Below are 20036 nucleotides of genomic sequence, written 5' to 3'. Positions count from 1 at the left end.
TTGAGCGTTTACATCGACGATGGCCGTGTTGAGATCGACAACAACATAGCCGAGCGCGCTATGAGACCGCTTGGAATCGGAAGAAAAAATTGGCTGTTCGCCGGCTCCGACAAGGGCGGTGAGCGCATCGCTAACATCCTCACCATCATCGAAACGGTCAAATTGCACGGCCACAATCCGGAGGTCTATCTCACGGACGTCCTGACCCGGATCCAGGATCACCCCAAGGACCGCCTCGAGGAATTACTGCCCTGGCTTTGGACGCCGGCAAAAGACCGACGCGAGCCTGCGTGATGGCACGCTCAAGGTTCATCTATACGCTGCAAGAAGTCGCCACCATGATCAGCGAGAACCTCGAGCTCATCGAAGAGGTGACCGCCAACTCGGACAACATTGCCGAGGGCGAATTAGTTTTTATCCGCGATGGCAGTGAAGATGGCACGAGAGGCCTGACCGAAAACGGAATCGACGACCTTCAAAATCTCCTCGCCGACATACGGACGTGGGATGGTGGAATCCGCCAGTTCCTCACCGACGAACAATGCGATCCCGAGATGATCAAGCGAGTGATGGTCGATGAGGTGAAGCTCGTCCCATAGATTCGGCCAAACGAGCGCGCGAAAAGGCGTTCGCCGGACGCTCACGATCAAACGGCGTCGGAAAGGTCCCATCGATGCGATCCCTCTTCCTCTCCTGGCAGGCCTGGGCCCTGCTCTCGGCCGTCTTTGCGGCGCTGACGGCCATCTTCGCCAAGATCGGCATCGAGAATGTCAATTCGGACTTCGCGACCTTCGTGCGCACCGTGGTTATCCTCGCGGCGCTGGGGCTCCTGCTGGCGGTGACGGGACACTGGCAGTCTCCCGGTAGCGTCTCGCCGAAAAGCTGGCTGTTCCTCGTCCTGTCCGGCCTTGCGACCGGCGCATCCTGGCTCTGCTATTTCCGGGCGCTGAAGATCGGGGATGCGGCCCGGGTGGCGCCGGTCGACAAGATGAGCGTCGTTCTCGTCGCCCTCTTCGCCGTCCTGTTTCTCGGCGAAAAGCTATCGGCGCTGCACACGCTCGGCATCGGCCTGATCACCGTTGGTGGTATCCTTCTGGTGCTATAGACGCTTGGCCTTTGACCCTGCCGCGAGATGCACTAGCTCTGGCATCAACCAAGCACAGGAGTTCCCATGCCGCTGCCGACGGAAATGACGTTCATCGACCTGCCCGCGCCCGGTGGGCCGGAGGCCATGGTGCTCGCCAAAGGCCCGCTGCCCGAGCTCGAAGCCGGCCACCTGCTCGTGCGCGTCGAGGCCGCCGGCATCAACCGGCCGGATGTCATGCAGCGCAAGGGGCTCTATCCCGCCCCTCCCGGCGCAAGCCCGATCCTGGGACTGGAAGTCGCGGGCGAAGTCGTTGCCATCGGTGACGGTGCCGAGGGTTTTGCCGTCGGAGACCGCGTGACGGCGCTCGCCAATGGCGGCGGCTATGCCGAATATTGCAGCGTGCCCGCGACGCAGGCGCTGCGCTGGCCGACCGGCTATGACGCCGCCCGCGCCGCCGCTTTGCCGGAAACATTCTTCACCGTCTGGGCGAACGTGTTTCAGATGGCGGATCTGGTGGAGGGCGAATCCATCCTCATCCATGGCGGCTCGAGCGGCATCGGCACGACGGCGATCCAGCTCGCCGGCGCCTTCGGGGCGCAGGTGTTCGTCACCGCCGGCAGCGGGCCGAAATGCGAGGCCTGCCTGTCGCTCGGTGCCGTCAGGGCCATCGATTACAAGCAGGAGGACTTTAAGGAGGTCATTCTGTCCGAGACCGGCGGCCGCGGCGTCGATGTCATTCTCGACATGATCGGCGCCTCCTATTTCGAGCGCAATCTCGAATGCCTGGCGACCGACGGCCGGCTCTCCATCATCGCCTTCCTCGGCGGCGCCAAGGTGGAGAATGCGAACATTGCGCCGATCCTCTCCAAGCGCCTCCGCGTCATGGGCTCGGCGCTTCGCCCGCGCACGGCCGTGGAGAAGGAAGCGATCCGCGACGATCTGGAGGACAATGTCTGGCCCCTGCTCGACGAGGGCACCGTGGCTCCGGTCATGAGCGCCGTCCTGCCCTTCGCCAACGTCGCCGAGGCGCACCGCCTGATGGAGGAGAGCGGCCACATCGGAAAGATCGTGCTCACCCTCTGACGTAAAATCGTCACCTCACGGCATGACAATGAACCGTCATTCTTCGTGATCGCGCAGACAGAAGTTTTGTGAAGGAAGGACTTGCGCTTCTTCGAAAATCGCCTATCTTTTCCTCATGTTCAACGTAATGAAAGGAAGGTGGTCCAATGTCTAATGAGATTTCGGTACTCGTAACGGACACGGGAAGCATGGTTGCAGAAATGAGGCAGCCCTCGCTCTGAGCCTTCCTTCTACGGACTGAGCCAGCAGCCAGTCCGGGCCGTTTACGGGCCGTATTTCGTGGAAAGGGTCGCTAACGCGGCCCTTTTTCCGTTTCGGGGATTTGGTGCAGGGAATGCGTGTTCTACGTTCGAGCCTGACGATTTACGTGTAAGGACGCACTGACCGTACGCAGGCTGGCCTCCTTACATCCCCAGCCGCCCGAAAGCGGGAATCTTGAGCGCAGGCCGCGCGACATCCACGCCGGCGACGAGGCCCATGAAGTGCAGCTCGAACCCGCTGCGCACGCCGGCCGAGATTCCCACGAGGCCGTAAAGCGTGGCGTGGATATCGCGGCCATCGGCATCGATCGAGAAGAGCTTGCCCTCCGGCAGATAGTCGCGACCGACCGCATCCGGCGGCAGCACGGCACCCAGATCGGGCACGGTGCGCAGCACATGCGCAACGAAGGTGTTGGAGTTCGGCCCCGGCCAGATGCGGTAGGCGCCGGGCGTGGCATAGGGGTAAGACTGGATCGCCGCTTCGACCTGCGGGATGAGCCGTGCAGCCTCCGCGCCCGTGATGGCGACGACCACGTTCGGCCGGTTGGAATACCAGGCGCCATCGGCCTCGCGCATGTTGCGCCGGATCGGCGTGCCCCAGCCGACCTTGTCATAGCGGTTGTAGACGCGGTCCCCCGCCCCCTTCGTCACGATCCAGGCATGGCTGGCGACCGCCCCTTTCAGGCCGCCCGTGGCCGCCGAGAGCACATAGATCGCGGCGTCCCCATCCGCCGTCGCTTTCGGCAGGACGCCGGACGAGGACCAGTCGGCATTACGCCAGCTTTCCGGACGCTCCCGGACATACCAGAGCCCGGCGGATGCGAGCGCCGGCAGGAGATAGACGACGAGGAGGGCGAGCAGGAGAATGCGGATCAGATTCATGCAATGTCCGGGTTTGACGGGGAAGCGCGATCGGTTATGGCAGGGAATGGAAAGCGGCGGCGTCTTGTGAGAGAGATCGTCGTGCCGGGAACGGATGGCAAGATCCGCACCGAAATGTGATGACGAGAGGCTTGTGACATGACGAATCCGGTACTGGTCGAGGTGACGCGCGGCGCTCTGGTGGAAAGCCGCCATCGGGGCATGGTGATTGCGGTGGATGGCGACGGCCGCACCGTCTTTTCCCTCGGCGACGTCGAGGCCGCCATCTTCCCGCGTTCCGCCTGCAAGGCGATGCAGGCGCTGCCGCTCATCGAGACGGGCGCCGCCGACGCTTACGGGCTCGACCAACGGATGCTGGCGCTCGCCTGCTCCTCCCACAATGGCGAGCCGGAACATGCCGCCTTGGCTGCCGAGATGCTGGCGCGGGCCGGGCGCGACGTCTCGACGCTGGAATGCGGCGCGCACTGGTCCTTCAGCCAGCCGGTGCTGATCGATCAGGTGCGGGCGATGGACAAGCCGAACGCGTTGCACAACAATTGCTCCGGCAAGCATTCCGGCTTTATCTGCGCCGCCTGCCACGCCGGCGTCGATCCCCAAGGCTATATCGGCTACGACCACTTCATCCAGCGCGAGATCCGTGACGCCATGGAAAGCCTGACCGGCGCCGCCCTCGGCCACGACACTTGCGGCATCGACGGCTGCGCCATCCCCACCTATGCCGTTCCGCTGAAGGGCCTCGCCCACGGCTTTGCCAAGATGGCGACCGGAACGGGCCTTGGGCTCGAGCGCGCCAAGGCCGCCCGCCGCCTGATCGACGCCTGCATGGCCGAGCCCTTCTACGTCGCGGGAACCAAGCGCGCCTGCACCCGCCTCATGCAGATGGCGCCCGGCCGCATCTTCGCAAAGACCGGCGCGGAAGGCGTCTTCTGCGCAACCATTCCCGAACAGGGCATCGCCATCGCGCTGAAATGCGAAGACGGCGCCACCCGCGCCGCCGAAGCCATGATCGCCGCAACGCTCGCCCGCTTCTTCCGGGATGAGCCCGAGATCGAAGCGGCTCTCCTGGCCGAGGCGACGACGTCGATGTACAACTGGAATGGCATGCATGTCGGCGATGTCAGGGTGACCGAGGCCTTCGGCCACGCCTAAGGTCAAGCCGGACCAAGGCATCCTCTTTTTTCTTGATTGACGGCTCAATCAAAATTAAGCTCTCTCCAACGACGGGAGATGCGGATGCCGAAGGTCGGAATGGAGCCGGTGCGCCGAAAGGCTTTGGTCGATGCCGCCATCAGCGCCATCGGAGACCAGGGCACGCTCGCCGTGACCATGTCGGACATCGCCCGCCGCGCCGGCGTCTCCCCCGCACTCGCCCATCACTATTTCGGCAGCAAGGACCAGTTGCTGACCGAAACCATGCGCTCGCTGCTGCGCGATCTCCGGCGTGATACCGTATCTGCACTGGCTGAGGCTAAAGACCCCCGTGCCCGCGTCTCGGCCATCATCCGCGTCAGTTTCCACGCCGGACAATTCGCACCGGAAACGGTCGCCGCCTGGCTCGCCTTCTACACCGAGGCACAGCGCTCGGAAGCCGTCCGCCGGCTGCTGGTGCTCTACGCCCGCCGCCTGCACTCCAACCTGTCCGCAAGCCTGTCGCTGCTCTGCCCGAAAACCGAGGCATCGCGCATCGCCGAGGCGACGGCCGCGTTGATCGATGGGCTCTACATCCGCCGCGCGCTGGGCGCCGCACCGCTGACGACCGAGCGGTCGATCGCGCTGGCGGAAGACGCGGTCGATGCCGCGCTCGCACGCCTCGAAAACCGCACAGAAAAAGGACCCGTTACGTGAGCCCCGCCGAGAGCAACAAGCCGAACATCCTGATCATCGTGGTCGACCAGCTCAACGGGAAACTCTTTCCGGATGGCCCGGCAGAATGGCTGCACGCGCCGCATCTAAAGGCTCTCGCCGCCCGCTCGGCCCGCTTTGCCAACAACTACACATCATCGCCACTTTGCGCGCCGGCCCGCGCCTCCTTCATGGCCGGCCAACTGCCGAGCCGCACCGGCGTCTACGACAACGCGGCGGAATACGTCTCCTCCATCCCCACTTTCGCCCATCACCTGCGCCGCGCCGGCTACTATACGGCGCTCTCCGGCAAGATGCATTTCGTCGGCCCTGACCAGTTGCACGGCTTCGAAGAGCGGCTGACGACGGATATATACCCTGCGGATTTCGGCTGGACGCCGGACTACCGCAAGCCCGGCGAGCGGATCGACTGGTGGTACCACAATCTCGGCTCGGTCACCGGCGCGGGCGTCGCCGAGATCACCAACCAGATGGAATATGACGACGAAGTCGCCTTTCTCGCCGAGCAGAAGATCTATCATCTCGCCCGCGACATCGGCACCGCCGGCCGCCGGCCCTGGTGCCTCACGGCCTCCTTCACCCATCCGCACGACCCCTACGTGGCACGCCGCCAGTTCTGGGATCTCTACGACGACTGCGCCCATCTTCTGCCCGAGGTCGGCATGCTGGAGACGCAGGACCCCCATTCCGAACGCCTGATCGCGGCCTGCGACTATGCCAGCTTCACCGTCACCGAAACCGACGTCCGGCGCTCGCGGCAAGCCTATTTCGCCAACATCTCCTATGTCGACGAAAAGGTGGGCCGGCTCGTGGACACGCTGGAGCGGACGCGCCAGTTGGACGATACGCTGATCCTGTTCTGCTCCGACCATGGCGATATGCTGGGCGAACGCGGCCTGTGGTTCAAGATGAACTTCTTCGAAGGCTCCGCCCGCGTGCCGCTGATGATCGCAGGCCCCGGCGTGACGCCCGGACTGCACGAGGCGCCCGTCTCAAACCTCGACGTCACCCCCACGCTCTGCGACCTCGCCGGCATCTCGATGGACGAGATCATGCCCTGGACGGACGGAGAAAGCCTGCTGCCCGTCATCAACGGCGCGGAACGGGTCTCGCCCGTGCTGATGGAATATGCAGCGGAAGGATCGATCGCCCCGCTCGTCGCCATCCGCGAGGGCAAGTGGAAATACGTCCATTGCGCTGATGATCCCGACCAGCTGTTCGATCTGGAGGCCGACCCGCTCGAGCTGAACAACCTCGCTCTCTCGCCCCCGACCACCGCCATCGCCGCCACGCTGGAGGCCTTCCGCCAGATGCGCGAGGCCCGCTGGGACATGCCGGCCTTCGATGCCGCCGTGCGCGAAAGCCAGGCCCGCCGCTGGGTGGTCTACGAGGCACTGCGCAACGGCGCCTACTACCCCTGGGACCACCAGCCGCTGCAGAAAGCCTCCGAACGCTACATGCGCAACCACATGAACCTCGATAATCTCGAAGAGTCGAAACGATTTCCACGAGGGGAATGAGCCATGGCAAGAGCGACACCGCCGTTCACGACAGCCTGCACAAGTCGATCTTTCTCCAGGGCCCATTTGGCCGAAGCATGAACAGTCCGGCCGACAATGGCCCTCTAAAATAAGAACCGCCCGGAAGGACAAGACCCCATGAGAGCCCAGCCGAAAGCCTCCCACTTCATCGATGGCGCCTATGTCGAGGATACCGCGGGCACCCCGTTCGACAGTATCTACCCCGCAACCGGCGAGGTGATCGCAAAGCTTCATGCCGCGACGCCCGCCATCGTCGAGCAGGCCGTGGCGGCGGCAAAGCGTGCGCAGCCGGAATGGGCGGCCATGAGCCCGACAGCGCGCGGGCGCATCCTCAAAAAGGCGTCCGACATCATCCGGGCGCGCAACCGCGAACTGTCGGAACTGGAAACGCTCGACACCGGCAAGCCGATCCAGGAAACAATCGTCGCCGACCCCACCTCCGGCGCCGACAGCTTCGAGTTCTTCGGCGGTGTTGCGGCAGCGGCGCTGAACGGCGAACACATCCCGCTCGGGGCCGACTTTGCTTATACCAAGCGCGTGCCCATCGGCGTCTGCGTCGGCATCGGTGCCTGGAACTACCCCCAGCAGATCGCCTGCTGGAAGGCGGCACCGGCGCTCGTCTCCGGCAATGCCATGGTGTTCAAGCCGTCGGAGAACACGCCGCTCGGCGCGTTGAAGATCGCCGAGATCCTCATCGAGGCCGGTCTGCCCAAGGGGCTGTTCAACGTCATTCAGGGCGACCGCGACACCGGCCCCCTGCTCGTCGGCCACCCCGATGTCGGCAAGGTGTCGCTGACCGGCTCGGTGCCGACCGGACGCAAGGTCGCGGCCGCCGCGGCCGGCCAGCTGAAGCATGTCACCATGGAGCTCGGCGGCAAGTCGCCGCTGATCGTTTTCGAGGATGCCGATCTCGACAGCGCCATCGGCGGCGCGATGCTCGGCAATTTCTACTCGACCGGCCAGGTCTGCTCCAACGGCACGCGCGTTTTCGTGCAGAAGAGCATCAAGAAACAGTTCCTTGAAGGCCTCAAGGCCCGCACGGAAAGGATCGTGATCGGCGACCCCATGGACGAGGCGACCCAGCTCGGGCCGATGGTCTCGCGGCCGCAGCGCGACAAGGTACTGGCCTATATCGAGACCGGCAAGGCGGAAGGCGCGACGCTCGTCACCGGCGGCGCCATCCCCAACGACGTTCCGGCCGAAGGCACCTACATCCAGCCGACCGTCTTTGCCGATGTCACCGACACGATGACGATCGCCCGCGAAGAGATCTTCGGACCGGTCATGTGTGTGCTCGATTTCGACGATGAGGACGAGGTCATCACCCGCGCCAACGCGACCGAATTCGGCCTCTCCGCAGGCGTCTTCACCAGTGACATCACCCGCGCCCACCGCGTGGTGGATCGCCTGGAAGGCGGTACGCTCTGGATCAACACCTACAACCTCTGCCCGGTCGAAATCCCCTTCGGCGGCTCGAAGCAATCCGGCTTCGGCCGCGAGAACTCGGTTGCTGCTCTCCAGCACTATACCGAGTTAAAGACGGTCTATGTCTCGATGGGCAAGGTCGAGGCGCCCTATTGATGGGCGTCGCGCTCCATCACAAGATCGTCGAGATCGACGTTCAAAGCCGTGGCGATGCGCTTGAGCACATCGACCGACCCGGTCTTCTTGCCGCCCTCGATCTCCGAGAGATAGGGCTGCGAGATCCCGGCGGACGCGGCGAGACCGGAGACGGTGAGGCCGCGATATTTGCGGAAGACAGCAATGGAGTTCTCGCCATTGGCACGTGCCTCGACGATCTCGAGCGGCCAGGTTTCCTCGCCGGCAGCGATACGGGCAAGAACGATATGTGCCTCCAGGCTATCGACCAAATCCTCATAGTCTTCTTCACTAAGAAGAATGTAGCCCTTGCCGTCGATCGTCAGTTTCTGAATGTCGCCCATCGTCCTTCATTCCCTGTAAATGCTGCCTCTCGGACCAGCGCCGACGACAAGAACGATCTGCCCCTGATCATTGATGATCACCCGATCCTGGCCCACGCGGATACGGTACAAATCCTCGCCCTGAAGCTTCTTGATATCGACCCGCTCGCCATGTGCGTAAGCTTTGACTTTCTCGATGATCGCAGCCTTGCGTTTAGGCTGCATCGCTTGCAGCACCTTGTCGGCTTGCTTCGAGATCACCACCGTTTTCATGCAATAAATATAGCCAATAGCTATGAAACAGACAAGCGCACAGCGATAGTGGAGCGGCACTGACATGATCACAGAAGCAGATTTCGTCATCATCGGCTCCGGCTCCGCCGGCTCCGCGCTCGCCTACCGCCTGTCCGAAGACTGCAAGAACACCGTGATCGTCATCGAGGCCGGAGGATCCGATATCGGGCCGTTCATCCAGATGCCGGCAGCACTCGCCTGGCCGATGAGCATGAAGCGATACAATTGGGGGTATTACTCGGAGCCCGAGCCGAACCTTAACAATCGCCGCATCAGCGCCCCACGCGGCAAGGTCATCGGCGGCTCTTCCTCGATCAACGGGCTGGTCTATGTCCGCGGTCATTCCGAGGATTTCAATCGCTGGGAAGCGCTCGGCGCCCGCGGCTGGGCCTATGCCGACGTGCTGCCCTACTTCAAGCGGATGGAGCATTCCCATGGTGGGGAAGAGGGCTGGCGGGGCACCGATGGACCGCTTCACGTGCGGCGCGGTCCGGTAACGAACCCTCTCTTCCACGCCTTCATCAAGGCCGGCTCGCAAGCCGGCTTCGAGATGACGGAGGACTATAACGGCTCCAAGCAGGAAGGCTTCGGCCTGATGGAGCAGACGATCCACAACGGACGCCGCTGGTCGGCCGCCAACGCCTATCTCCGACCTGCCCTGAAGCGACCCAACGTCTCGCTGGTCCATGGACTGGCCCGCCGCGTCGTGATCGAAAACGGTCGTGCCATAGGCGTGGAGATCGAGCGCGGCGGCGCGGTCGAGATCGTCAGAGCGAAACGCGAGGTCATCGTCTCCGCCTCCTCGTTCAATTCGCCGAAGCTGCTGATGCTCTCCGGCATCGGCCCCGGCGCACATCTCCAGTCCTTGGGCATCGAGGTCAAGGCCGACCGTCCGGGCGTCGGCGCAAACCTGCAGGACCATATGGAGTTCTACTTCCAGCAGGTCTCCACCAAGCCGGTCTCCCTCTATTCCTGGTTGCCCTGGTTCTGGCAGGGCGTGGCCGGTGCGCAATGGCTGATGACGCGAACGGGGCTTGGCAGCTCCAACCAGTTCGAGGCCTGCGCCTTCCTGCGCTCGGCGCCGGGGCTCAAGCAACCCGACATCCAGTACCACTTCCTGCCCGTCGCCATCTCCTATGACGGCAAGGCCGCGGCCAAGAGCCACGGCTTCCAGGTGCATGTCGGCTACAATCTGTCGAAGTCGCGCGGCGCGGTCACCCTGCGCTCGTCCGATCCGAAGGCCGACCCTGTCATCCGCTTCAACTATATGAGCCATCCGGAGGACTGGGAGAAGTTCCGCCACTGCGTTCGCCTTACCCGCGAGATCTTCCGCCAGCCGGCCTTCGACACCTATCGTGGGCCGGAGATCCAGCCGGGCGAGACCGTCACCAGCGACGAAGATATCGACGCCTTCCTGCGCGAACATCTGGAAAGCGCCTACCACCCCTGCGGCACCTGCCGCATGGGCGACGCGAACGATCCGATGGCAGTCGTGGATCCGGAAACACGCGTCATCGGCATCGAGGGCCTGCGCGTCGCCGACAGCTCCATCTTCCCGCACGTCACCTACGGCAACCTCAACGGCCCCTCGATCATGACCGGCGAAAAGGCCGCCGACCATATCCTCGGAAAACAGCCCCTGCCTCGTTCCAACCAAGAGCCGTGGGTGAACCCGGGAGTGTAAACGGGCGGACGATAGATCGCAACGGCTTCCCGAAATTGCCCGGTATTCGGGTGGTTTTTCCCGATCCTGCGGGATCGGAGTGATATTTGCTCCGATCCCTTGCCATTGGAAATCCGTTTTTCTGTCTTTTATCACCTGAGACTGCGATAAAGGTGGTAACTCTACAGGATAACCCATGACATCCATGTCCCTTGAAACAACTGCTGCGGCGCTGGCCCGGCAGCTGGACTGTCTCACCCTTGGTGAGAGGCTGGCGCTGGTCGCGTCTCTCGACGGGCGTGCCGTGTTCACCACCAGCCTTGGCATCGAGGATCAGGTGATCACTGCTGCCATCGGCACGGCGAAGCTCGATATCGAGGTGTCCACGCTCGAAACAGGCCGTCTGTTTAACGAGACCGTTGCGCTGATCGACACGACCGAGGAGACCTATGGCATCCTCATCAAGCGCTTCCATCCTGAGCAGGCGGATATCGACGCCTATGCCGCGAGTTATGGCCTAAACGGCTTCTATGAGAGCATCGCGGCGCGCCATGCCTGTTGCGGCGTGCGCAAGGTGAAGCCCTTGGCGCGGGCGCTTGCCGGCGCAACCTACTGGGTCACGGGGCTGCGCCGCGGCCAGTCCGGCAACCGCGCCGAGACGCCCTTTGCCGAAGCCGATCTCGAGCGTGGGCTGATCAAGATCAATCCGCTTGCGGATTGGGATATTGACACGATCCGTGCCTATGTCGTGGCCGAAGCGATCCCGATCAATCCGCTGCATGCCCGCGGTTATCCGTCGATCGGCTGCGAGCCCTGTACACGCGCCATCAAGCCCGGCGAGCCGGAGCGCGCCGGACGCTGGTGGTGGGAAAACGACGAAACCCGCGAATGCGGTCTGCACGTGGCGGAAGCCGCTTCGCAGCCGATACCCGACACGAAGAAGGTTATGGCCGGTAGCGCCGCCTGACGCGCGCCCCGCCTGACCCCGACCGAACGAGACTGGAGACGACCCGATGTCCCTCACGCTTCCGGAAACGGAACTTCACAATCCGCAGAGCGCCCGCCCGCCGCTCGATCCGCATCTCAAGGCGCTCGAAAACGAAGCCATCCACATCTTCCGCGAAGTGGCCGGCGAGTTCGAAAAGCCCGTCATGCTCTATTCCGTGGGCAAGGACAGCGCCGTTCTCCTGCACCTTGCGCGCAAGGCGTTCTACCCCGGCCGCGTGCCGTTTCCGCTGCTGCATGTGAACACCGGCTGGAAGTTCGCCGAGATGATCGCGTTCCGCGACGAGATCGTTAAGCGTTACGACCTCGACCTGATCGAGCACATCAACCCGCGCGGTGCGGCCGAGAACGTCACGCCGTTCACCCACGGCTCGGCGCTCTACACCGACATCATGAAGACCGAGGGTCTGCGCCAGGCGCTGGACGCCGGCGGCTTCGACGCGGCCTTCGGTGGTGCGCGGCGCGACGAGGAAGCCAGCCGTGCGAAGGAACGGATCTACTCCTTCCGCACGCCCGACCACCGCTGGGACCCGCGCAACCAGCGCCCGGAACTGTGGAACGTCTATAACGGCATGATCCGCAAGGGCGAGAGCGTGCGCGCCTTCCCGCTGTCGAACTGGACCGAAGTCGATATCTGGCGCTACATCCAGGCCGAGGAAATTCCGATCGTGCCTTTGTATTTCGCGGCGGAACGCCCGGTGGTCGAGCGCGACGGCATGATGATCCTTGCGGAAGATCCGCGGCTGGAGCTGCTGCCCGGCGAAGCCAAGCGCCAGGAACGGATCCGTTTTCGCACGCTCGGCTGTTTCCCGCTGACCGGCGCGATCCGTTCCAGCGCCACCACGCTGACCGACATCATCGCAGAACTCGAGACCGCGACCGTCTCCGAACGTCAGGGCCGCGCCATCGATCGGGACCAGTCCGGTTCGATGGAGAAGAAAAAACGCGAAGGATATTTCTGATGACCGTTTCCGCTTCCACAGGCAGCCACTCTACAGGCACTCAGGCCACAGGCAATCAGGCAAACCTGCAGAATGGCCCCCGCACCACGGCCGAAACCAAGGTCTCTTCCGGCAACGTCACGGCCTTCACCGGCTCCGAAGCGCGCGCGCCGCGCGACAGCCGTCCTCTGCGCCTCATCACCTGCGGCAGCGTGGACGATGGCAAGTCGACGCTGATCGGCCGGCTGCTCTGGGACACGAAGGCCGTCAAGGAAGACCAGGCGGCGACGCTGGCCCGCGATTCGAGCGGCAAGCAGAACGATCTCGGCCTGCCGGATTTCGCACTGCTTCTCGACGGCCTCCAGGCCGAGCGCGAACAGGGCATCACCATCGATGTCGCCTATCGCTATTTCGCGACCGAGAACCGCTCATTCATCGTCGCCGACACCCCCGGCCACGAGCAATATACACGCAACATGGCAACCGGCGCCTCCACGGCCGACCTCGCCATCCTGCTGGTCGATGCTCGCGTCGGCCTGCTCGAGCAGACGCGCCGCCACGCGACCATCGCCACGCTGATGGGCATTCGCCAGTTCGTGCTCGCGGTCAACAAGATCGACCTGACCGGTTACGATCGCGCACGCTTCGACGCGATCAGCCATGATTTCCGCGAACTCGCTCTGTCGCTCGGCGTGCGTCAGGTCACGGCCATCCCGGTGTCCGCGCTGAAGGGCGAGAACGTCGTCTATGACGGCAGCGCCTCCATGCCTTGGTATGACGGCCCGACGCTGGTCGAGGTTCTGGAGCTGGCCACCGTCCGCTCCGGCCAGACGACCGGCTTCCGCCTGCCGATCCAGCGCGTGTCGCGTCCGGGTGAAAGCTTCCGCGGCTATCAGGGCACCGTTGCCGGCGGCTCGGTCAAGCCGGGCGACAGCGTCGTCATCCTGCCTTCGGGTATGGTCGCCAACGTCACCAAGATCGTCACCTTCGACCTCGTTCGCAACGCGGCCGTGGCCGGCGATGCGATCACGCTCGTGCTCGATCGTCAGGTGGATGTATCGCGCGGCGACATGATCGTCGCCATCGACAGCCAGCCGCAGAGCGGCGTCGCCTTCGACGCACAGATCGTGGCGTTGCAGCCGGATGGCATCCAGCCGAACAAGCGCTACTGGCTGAAGAGCGGCTCCCGCCGCCAGCGCGTCAGCGTCGAGCCGGTCAGCCAGCTGGACCTGAAAAGCGGCAAGTGGGAGCCCTCCGACGCGCTCTCCATGAACGCCATCGGCAAGGTGCATCTCGCCTTCGACGAACAGGCCATGTTCGACGCCTACGAGCAGAACCGCACGACGGGCGCCTTCATCCTGATCGACCCCGACACCAACAATACAGTGGCCGGCGGCATGATCACGGGCAAGCGCTCTTCGCTGGGCGGCATCCATACAGAGGAAACCCGCGTCCTCCTGTCCCTGCCCGCCGATCTTGCGGACCGGATCCTTGCCAGCGACCTCGTTACTGGCCGCCGCGACGAACTGGAAGTCCGCCGCATTACGGCCGCGCGCGCGCAGGATCTGCTGGATTCGCTCGACGGCTGATGCCGGGAGGCACCTCAAGGTAAGCCTTGACCTTCCAAGCGTTGGAAGCCCTATCATGGGGACGTATCTGAAAGGAGACGTCCCCATGACTGCGTTCGACATACCCGACATGACCTGCGGCCACTGCAAGAGCACGGTGGAAAACGCTATCCGCAGCGTCGATGACCAAGCCAAAGTGCGCATCAACCTCACGACGAAAACGGTGGATGTGAAAACCGACGCGAGCACCGAGGACATCGCCGCGGCCATCACGGCCGCCGGCTATACGCCCGGTCTTCGCGCCCCGCTCTGATCAATCCGTCTACCCCCGCCTCTTCACGCGATCATTCCCGTCATGCCCCTTGACCTTCCCATGATGGGAAGCACTACTTATGTCGGCAGATAACACAAGGGATGCTCCCTATGACCGCCCATACCCCGCTTCAACAACCCCTTACCGCCTCGAAGACGACGACGCTTGCCATCGACGGCATGAGTTGCGCCTCCTGCGTGGCGCGGGTCGAAAAGGCCATTGCCGCCGTGCCCGGCGTGGTTGGCGCCAGCGTCAACCTTGCGACCGAGCGGGCAACCGTGACCCATGACGCAAGCCTTGAACCGAAACGGATTTTCGCAGCGATCGAGACCGCCGGCTATACGCCAAGGCTTGCCACCCACGCGTTTCTCATAGAGGGCATGACCTGCGCCTCCTGCGTCGCGCGGGTGGAAAAAGCGCTGTCAGCTGTGCCGGGCGTGCAGGAGGCCAGCGTCAATCTCGCGATGGAGACTGCGACCGTCCGGCTGGTCGAGGGCACGGAGATCGCCGCGATCGAGGCCGCCATTGTCAAAGCCGGTTACGCCGTGCGGCCGCAGGCCGAGGGCCAGCCGGAGACGGACGCCGGCGACCGCCAGTCGCGGGAAGCCAGACGGCTCGCCCGCGCCTTCACCGCCGCCGCCGTGCTCACCCTGCCGCTCTTCCTCCTCGAAATGGGCTCGCATGTCGTGCCCGCTATCCACGACGCTGTGATGGCGACGCTCGGCATGGACATGAGCCGCCGTCTGCAATTCGTGCTGGCAACGCTGGTTCTCTTCGGGCCCGGCCTCACCTTCTTCCGCAAGGGGGTGCCCAATCTGCTGCGGCTTGCGCCCGATATGAATGCGCTGGTCGTGCTCGGCACGTCGGCCGCCTGGTCCTACTCCGTTGTCGCCACCTTCCTGCCATCCGTGCTGCCGCCGGGCACCGACAATGTCTATTTCGAAGCCGCCGCCGTCATCGTCACGCTCATCCTGCTCGGCCGGATGCTGGAAGCGCGCGCGAAAGGTCGCACCGGCCAGGCGATCCGACGGCTGATGGGCCTTCAGGCGCGCACCGCGCGCGTGGTCCGGGCGGACGGCGTCGTGGAGGTCGCTATCGGCGCAGTCAAGCCTGGCGATCGTGTGCTGATCCGCCCCGGCGAGAAGATCCCCGTCGATGGCGAGGTCGTGGAGGGGCGCTCGCTGGTCGATCAGTCGATGATGACGGGCGAGCCTTTGCCCGTCGCGGTCTCCGAGGGCGCGTCCGTCGTCGGCGGTACGATCAACGGCACCGGCACTTTCACCTTCGTCGTGACGAAGACCGGAGCGGACACGCTGCTGTCGCAGATCATCCGCATGGTCGAGACGGCGCAAGGCGCGAAGCTGCCAATACAGGCGATGGTGGACCGCATCACCGCGCGCTTCGTGCCCGCGGTGCTTGCCGCAGCGCTCCTGACCTTCGCGGCATGGCTCATCTTCGGACCGACGCCGTCGCTTGCCCATGCAACGATCAACGCCGTCGCCGTCCTCATCATCGCCTGCCCCTGCGCCATGGGGCTGGCGACGCCGACTTCCATCATGGTCGGCACCGGACGTGCGGCCGAACTCGGCATCCTCTTTCGCAAGGGCGACGCGCTGCAGGCCCTGCGCGATGTCGAGGTCGTCGCTTTCGACAAGACGGGAACGCTGACACAAGGAAAGCCGGAGCTTACCGACTTCGTGCTCATGCAGGGCTTTGAGCAAACCGAAGTGCTGCGGCGGATCGCGAGCCTCGAAGCGCGATCCGAGCATCCGATCGCCGCCGCCATCGTCGCCTCAGCGACGCGTGAAGGCATCACCCTGGTGAACGTGACCGATGTCGCCGCCCTTCCCGGCTCCGGCGTCAAAGGCACCATCAATGGCGAATCCGTGCTGGTCGGCTCCGACCGTGCCATGCGCGAAGGCGGCATCGACGTTTCCGCGCTTGCCACGCAGGCGGCCGCCCTCGGCGATGCCGGCAAGTCGCCGCTCTATGCCGCCATCGGCGGCAGGCTGGCGGCCATGATCGCCGTGTCCGATCCGGTGAAAGACGGCAGCGCCTCCGCCGTCGCGGCACTAAAGGCCGAAGGCCTCAAGGTCGTGATGATCACCGGCGACAACAGCCGCACCGCTCACGCCGTTGCCCGCGCGCTCGGCATCGACGAGGTGGTCGCGGACGTCCTGCCCGGCGGCAAGGTCGAGGCGGTGAAGGCGCTCCGGCAAAACGCCCGTGTCGCTTTCGTCGGCGACGGCATCAACGATGCGCCCGCTTTGTCGGAAGCCGATATCGGCATCGCGCTCGGGACAGGCACCGACATCGCCATGGAAAGCGCCGATGTCGTGCTGATGTCGGGCGATCTCGCCAGCGTGCCGCGCGCCATCGCGATCAGCAAGGCGACGATCCGCAACATCCGTCAGAACCTGTTCTGGGCGTTTGCCTACAATGTCAGCCTGGTGCCGGTCGCAGCGGGCGTTCTCTACCCCGTGAACGGCATGCTGCTGTCCCCGATCCTCGCCGCCGGCGCCATGAGCCTGTCCAGCGTCTTCGTGCTCGGCAATGCCCTGCGCCTGCGCCGTTTCTCACCCGCGATCCACACGGAAAGGACGCCATCATGAATATCGGCGAAGCCTCCAAGGCCTCCGGCGTTTCCACAAAGATGATCCGCTACTACGAGCAGATCGGCCTGATCGCGCCTGCACATCGCAGCGAAGCACAGTACCGGACGTACGAAGACACCGACATCCACACGCTGCGCTTCGTCCGCCGCGCCCGCGATCTCGGCTTTTCCGTCGAGCAGATGAAAACCCTGCTGGCGCTCTGGCATGATCGCGCAAGGGCCAGCGGCGACGTGAAGGCAATTGCGCTCGAACACATCGCCGAACTCGACCGCAAAGCTGCCGCCATCGCCGCGATGACCGCAACGCTGCGCCATCTCGCCAGTAACTGCCACGGCGACGGCCGCCCGGACTGCCCGATCCTCGACGATTTCGCCGATGCGCCACCGGAATCAGACCTGCCGGAGGTCTCCGCCCGCTTTGGACGGGCGAACATCGGCTAGCCCCTTTCGGACCTTGGGCATTGTCGAGCAGCCTCCACACGATATGATGGCGCCGCACCGAACGGGAGAGCATGCATGTTTCTGACGGATAGGGATCTGGTCGAACTCGTGGCGTTCCGGCACGACCTGCACCGCCACCCGGAAATCTCGGGCGAGGAGCGGCAAACGGCAGCGCGGGTACAGGCGCATCTGGCGGCGCTGAAGCCCGATCGTATCATCACCGGCCTTGGCGGCCATGGCGTGGCGGCGGTCTTTTCGGGCACCACACCGGGGCCGACGCTGCTGTTCCGTTGCGAGCTGGACGCCTTGCCGATTCCTGAAATCTCCGACGCCCCGCACCGCTCCGACATCCCCGGCAAGGGGCATCTCTGCGGGCATGACGGGCATATGGCGATCATGGCAGCGCTCGCTCGCGGCCTTGCACGCCGGCGGCCCGTCCGCGGGCGGGTCGTGCTGATGTTCCAGCCGGCCGAGGAAACCGGCGCGGGCGCCGCCGCCGTGCTCGCCGATCCCGCCTTCACTGACATCCGGCCGGATCTATCCTTCTCGCTGCACAACCTGCCGGGCCTGCCGCTCGGTCACGTCGCGCTCGCCTCCGGGCCCGTCAACTGCGCCTCGCGCGGCCTGCGCGTCATTCTCGACGGCAAGACGGCGCACGCCTCCATGCCCGAAACGGGCATCTCCCCCATGCACGCCGTCTCCCGCCTGATGCCCCAGCTGACAGATCTGGCCCGGGGCAACTTTCCCTCGGCGGACTTCGCCATGGTCACGCTGACCCATGCCGTCCTCGGCGAACCGGCGTTCGGCATCGCGCCCGGCCGTGCGGAAGTCTGGGCGACGCTGCGCACCCTGACCGATGCCGGCATGGCCGACCTCTGCGCCCGCGCCGAAGCTCTGATCTCGGAGACGGCAGCGCAAGAGCGGCTGGCCCTCTCTTTTCGCTACGAGGATATCTTCCACCATTGCGAAAATGCTCCGGAAGCCGTCGCGCATCTCAGCCAAGCGCTTGCCGAAGAAGACATCAGCCACGACGAGGCGGGGCTGCCGATGCGGGCCTCGGAGGATTTCGGCCGCTTCGCCGTCTGTGGTCCCTCGGCCATGCTGTTCCTCGGCAGCGGCGAGGCGCATCCGGCGCTGCACAATCCCGATTACGATTTTCCCGACGTTCTGATCGAGCAAGGCGCCCGCATCTTCCTGCGTGTCATCGACAACGTATTAGAATTGTCGTAAATACGGGCATGGAACCACTGGTGCCCTTGTCTCGCCATGATGGCATCCCATCTGTTGTGCACTGCACCATGCGCCACCCCATACGTCCCGGGTCCGGCCCAGAGCCTGGAGACGGCCCATGCGAAAACTATCCGATACGATCGAGCGTCTGGCACGCCTGAAAGCCCGTCCGGAAGGTCTGCAGCCTGCCGCGTCCGGATTGCAGCCGCTCGAGATCGTCGGCAGCAATCCCGGCGCGCTCACCGCCTGGTACCGCACACCTGAAAAGACGAAAGGTGCGCCGCCGCTGGTCGTCGTTTTGCACGGCTGCACACAGAATGCCGCCGGCTACGATCGCGGCTCCGGCTGGTCGGCGCTGGCGGAGGATTATGGTTTCGCCGTCCTGTTCCCCGAACAGAGCCGCAGCAATAACGGCAATCTCTGCTTCAACTGGTTTACCAAACCCGATGTGACGCGCGGGTCCGGCGAGGTCCTCTCGATCCGGGAGATGATCGCCACGATGATATCCGACCACGGGGTCGATCCGCGCCGCGTCTACGTTACCGGATTGTCGGCCGGCGGTGCCATGGCGAATTCGCTGCTCGCCACCTATCCCGAGATCTTCGCAGGCGGCGCCATCATCGCCGGCCTGCCGCACGCCGTTGCCGGCAGCGTGCCGGAAGCTTTCGACCGCATGCGCGGCCATGGCCTGCCGGACGCAGGCAGGCTACAAGGCCTGCTCGCCGCCGCATCCCCGCACAAGGGCCCGTGGCCGACCGTCTCGATCTGGCAGGGCACGTCCGACAGCACGGTCGCCGACACCAATGCTGGCGCGCTCATCGACCAGTGGCGCGGCGCGCTCGGCGTCGTTGACCGTCCGGAGCGGGTCGAAACCGTGGATGGGCAGGAGCGGCACATCTGGGTCGACAGGTCAGGGCGCGAGGTGCTGGACCTCTTTCTCGTGCGCGGCATGGGCCACGGCACGCCGCTCGATCCGCAGAGCGGTTACGGCGAAGCGGGCCCCTACATGCTGGATGTCGGCATCTCCTCGACGGTCCATATCGCCCGCAACTGGGGCATCATCCCCTCCTTCGAGAAGAAGACGCGCGCCGCGGCATCGGCCGGAACCGGGGCCTCTGCCGCAACGCCCGGTAGACCGGAAAGCGTCAAGCCCGAAAGCGTCAAGGACGTCATCGAAAACGCCCTGCGCGCCGCCGGCCTGATGAAATGAGCGGCCTCGCGTCAGCAACCTTTGCGCAAACTCTCTTTCCCGACATTCCCTCTCTGGACCGCTGACGGCGGCTGAGGCAATGTCGGCGCTTCCCGTCACACGACGCCGGCAACGGGCGG

General features: G+C 64.5%; 20 protein-coding genes. 17 read left to right on the top strand and 3 right to left on the bottom strand.

Annotated features, from left to right (window positions below; translation table 11 throughout):
- The 4 genes from C8J33_RS22705 to C8J33_RS22690 form a co-directional block, all read left to right on the top strand.
- A partial coding sequence (locus C8J33_RS22705; RefSeq protein ID WP_132665443.1) for a transposase domain-containing protein occupies positions 1-294 on the top strand: 294 nt, incomplete at its 5' end.
- Entirely contained in the window at positions 294-599 is a 306-nt protein-coding gene (locus C8J33_RS22700) for a hypothetical protein (RefSeq protein ID WP_132449659.1), read from the top strand. The genes C8J33_RS22705 and C8J33_RS22700, both read left to right, overlap by 1 nt.
- Before the next feature lie 74 nt (positions 600-673).
- Positions 674-1105 (top strand): EamA family transporter, encoded by a 432-nt coding sequence (locus tag C8J33_RS22695; protein WP_132665442.1) that lies wholly within the window; start codon positions 674-676, stop codon positions 1103-1105.
- A 66-nt stretch (positions 1106-1171) separates the two neighbouring features.
- On the top strand, positions 1172-2170 hold the full coding sequence (locus C8J33_RS22690) for an NAD(P)H-quinone oxidoreductase (RefSeq protein ID WP_132665441.1): 999 nt from the start codon (positions 1172-1174) through the stop codon (positions 2168-2170).
- 404 nt (positions 2171-2574) lie between these two features.
- Here C8J33_RS22690 and C8J33_RS22685 read toward each other — a convergent pair whose 3' ends face one another.
- Positions 2575-3312, bottom strand: coding sequence for a DUF3750 domain-containing protein (locus C8J33_RS22685; protein ID WP_132665440.1), 738 nt, complete (start codon positions 3310-3312; stop codon positions 2575-2577).
- 138 nt (positions 3313-3450) lie between these two features.
- Here C8J33_RS22685 and C8J33_RS22680 point away from each other — a divergent pair, with 138 nt between their 5' ends.
- From C8J33_RS22680 to betB, 4 genes are all read left to right on the top strand, one after another.
- Complete coding sequence (locus C8J33_RS22680; protein ID WP_132665439.1) at positions 3451-4461, top strand: asparaginase; 1011 nt, start codon at positions 3451-3453, stop codon at positions 4459-4461.
- An 84-nt stretch (positions 4462-4545) separates the two neighbouring features.
- Positions 4546-5157: a transcriptional regulator BetI gene (betI, locus tag C8J33_RS22675; RefSeq protein ID WP_132665438.1), complete on the top strand. Its 612-nt coding sequence runs from the start codon at positions 4546-4548 to the stop codon at positions 5155-5157.
- Entirely contained in the window at positions 5154-6695 is a 1542-nt protein-coding gene (gene betC, locus C8J33_RS22670) for a choline-sulfatase (protein ID WP_132665437.1), read from the top strand. The genes betI and betC overlap by 4 nt, the downstream gene beginning before the upstream one ends.
- A gap of 138 nt (positions 6696-6833) precedes the next feature.
- Complete coding sequence (betB, locus tag C8J33_RS22665; protein ID WP_132665436.1) at positions 6834-8297, top strand: betaine-aldehyde dehydrogenase; 1464 nt, start codon at positions 6834-6836, stop codon at positions 8295-8297.
- Here the strand turns inward: betB and C8J33_RS22660 are convergent.
- Both C8J33_RS22660 and C8J33_RS22655 read right to left on the bottom strand, forming a co-directional pair.
- Positions 8291-8659, bottom strand: coding sequence for a helix-turn-helix domain-containing protein (locus tag C8J33_RS22660; RefSeq protein WP_132665435.1), 369 nt, complete (start codon positions 8657-8659; stop codon positions 8291-8293). The genes betB and C8J33_RS22660 overlap by 7 nt on opposite strands.
- Before the next feature lie 6 nt (positions 8660-8665).
- On the bottom strand, positions 8666-9004 hold the full coding sequence (locus C8J33_RS22655; RefSeq protein WP_245507251.1) for a cytotoxic translational repressor of toxin-antitoxin stability system: 339 nt from the start codon (positions 9002-9004) through the stop codon (positions 8666-8668).
- Here C8J33_RS22655 and betA point away from each other — a divergent pair.
- From betA to C8J33_RS22610, 9 genes are all read left to right on the top strand, one after another.
- Entirely contained in the window at positions 8976-10616 is a 1641-nt protein-coding gene (gene betA, locus C8J33_RS22650; protein WP_132665434.1) for a choline dehydrogenase, read from the top strand. The genes C8J33_RS22655 and betA overlap by 29 nt on opposite strands.
- Positions 10617-10791: 175 nt before the next feature.
- Complete coding sequence (locus C8J33_RS22645; protein ID WP_132665433.1) at positions 10792-11562, top strand: phosphoadenylyl-sulfate reductase; 771 nt, start codon at positions 10792-10794, stop codon at positions 11560-11562.
- A 46-nt stretch (positions 11563-11608) separates the two neighbouring features.
- Positions 11609-12562: a sulfate adenylyltransferase subunit CysD gene (gene cysD, locus C8J33_RS22640; protein ID WP_110801902.1), complete on the top strand. Its 954-nt coding sequence runs from the start codon at positions 11609-11611 to the stop codon at positions 12560-12562.
- A complete protein-coding gene (gene cysN / locus C8J33_RS22635) occupies positions 12562-14130 on the top strand; it encodes a sulfate adenylyltransferase subunit CysN (protein WP_132665432.1) in 1569 nt (522 codons plus the stop codon). Before cysD ends, cysN begins: the two co-directional genes overlap by 1 nt.
- An 85-nt stretch (positions 14131-14215) precedes the next feature.
- Entirely contained in the window at positions 14216-14422 is a 207-nt protein-coding gene (locus tag C8J33_RS22630) for a heavy-metal-associated domain-containing protein (RefSeq protein WP_132665431.1), read from the top strand.
- 110 nt (positions 14423-14532) lie between these two features.
- Positions 14533-17034, top strand: coding sequence for a heavy metal translocating P-type ATPase (locus C8J33_RS22625; protein ID WP_132665430.1), 2502 nt, complete (start codon positions 14533-14535; stop codon positions 17032-17034).
- Positions 17031-17477 carry a Cu(I)-responsive transcriptional regulator gene (cueR, locus tag C8J33_RS22620; RefSeq protein WP_110801906.1) on the top strand — a complete coding sequence of 149 codons (447 nt, stop codon included), beginning with the start codon at positions 17031-17033 and terminating at the stop codon, positions 17475-17477. The genes C8J33_RS22625 and cueR overlap by 4 nt, the downstream gene beginning before the upstream one ends.
- Before the next feature lie 75 nt (positions 17478-17552).
- Complete coding sequence (locus tag C8J33_RS22615; RefSeq protein WP_110801907.1) at positions 17553-18707, top strand: amidohydrolase; 1155 nt, start codon at positions 17553-17555, stop codon at positions 18705-18707.
- A 118-nt stretch (positions 18708-18825) separates the two neighbouring features.
- On the top strand, positions 18826-19917 hold the full coding sequence (locus tag C8J33_RS22610; RefSeq protein ID WP_110801908.1) for an alpha/beta hydrolase family esterase: 1092 nt from the start codon (positions 18826-18828) through the stop codon (positions 19915-19917).
- Positions 19918-20036 lie beyond the last annotated feature (119 nt).

The sequence above is a fragment of the Rhizobium sp. PP-CC-3G-465 genome (assembly GCF_004343445.1).
Lineage (GTDB): Bacteria > Pseudomonadota > Alphaproteobacteria > Rhizobiales > Rhizobiaceae > Ferranicluibacter > Ferranicluibacter rubi.
Note: the sequence above shows the minus strand (reverse complement) of the source record. Positions and strands in the feature narration are given on the sequence as shown.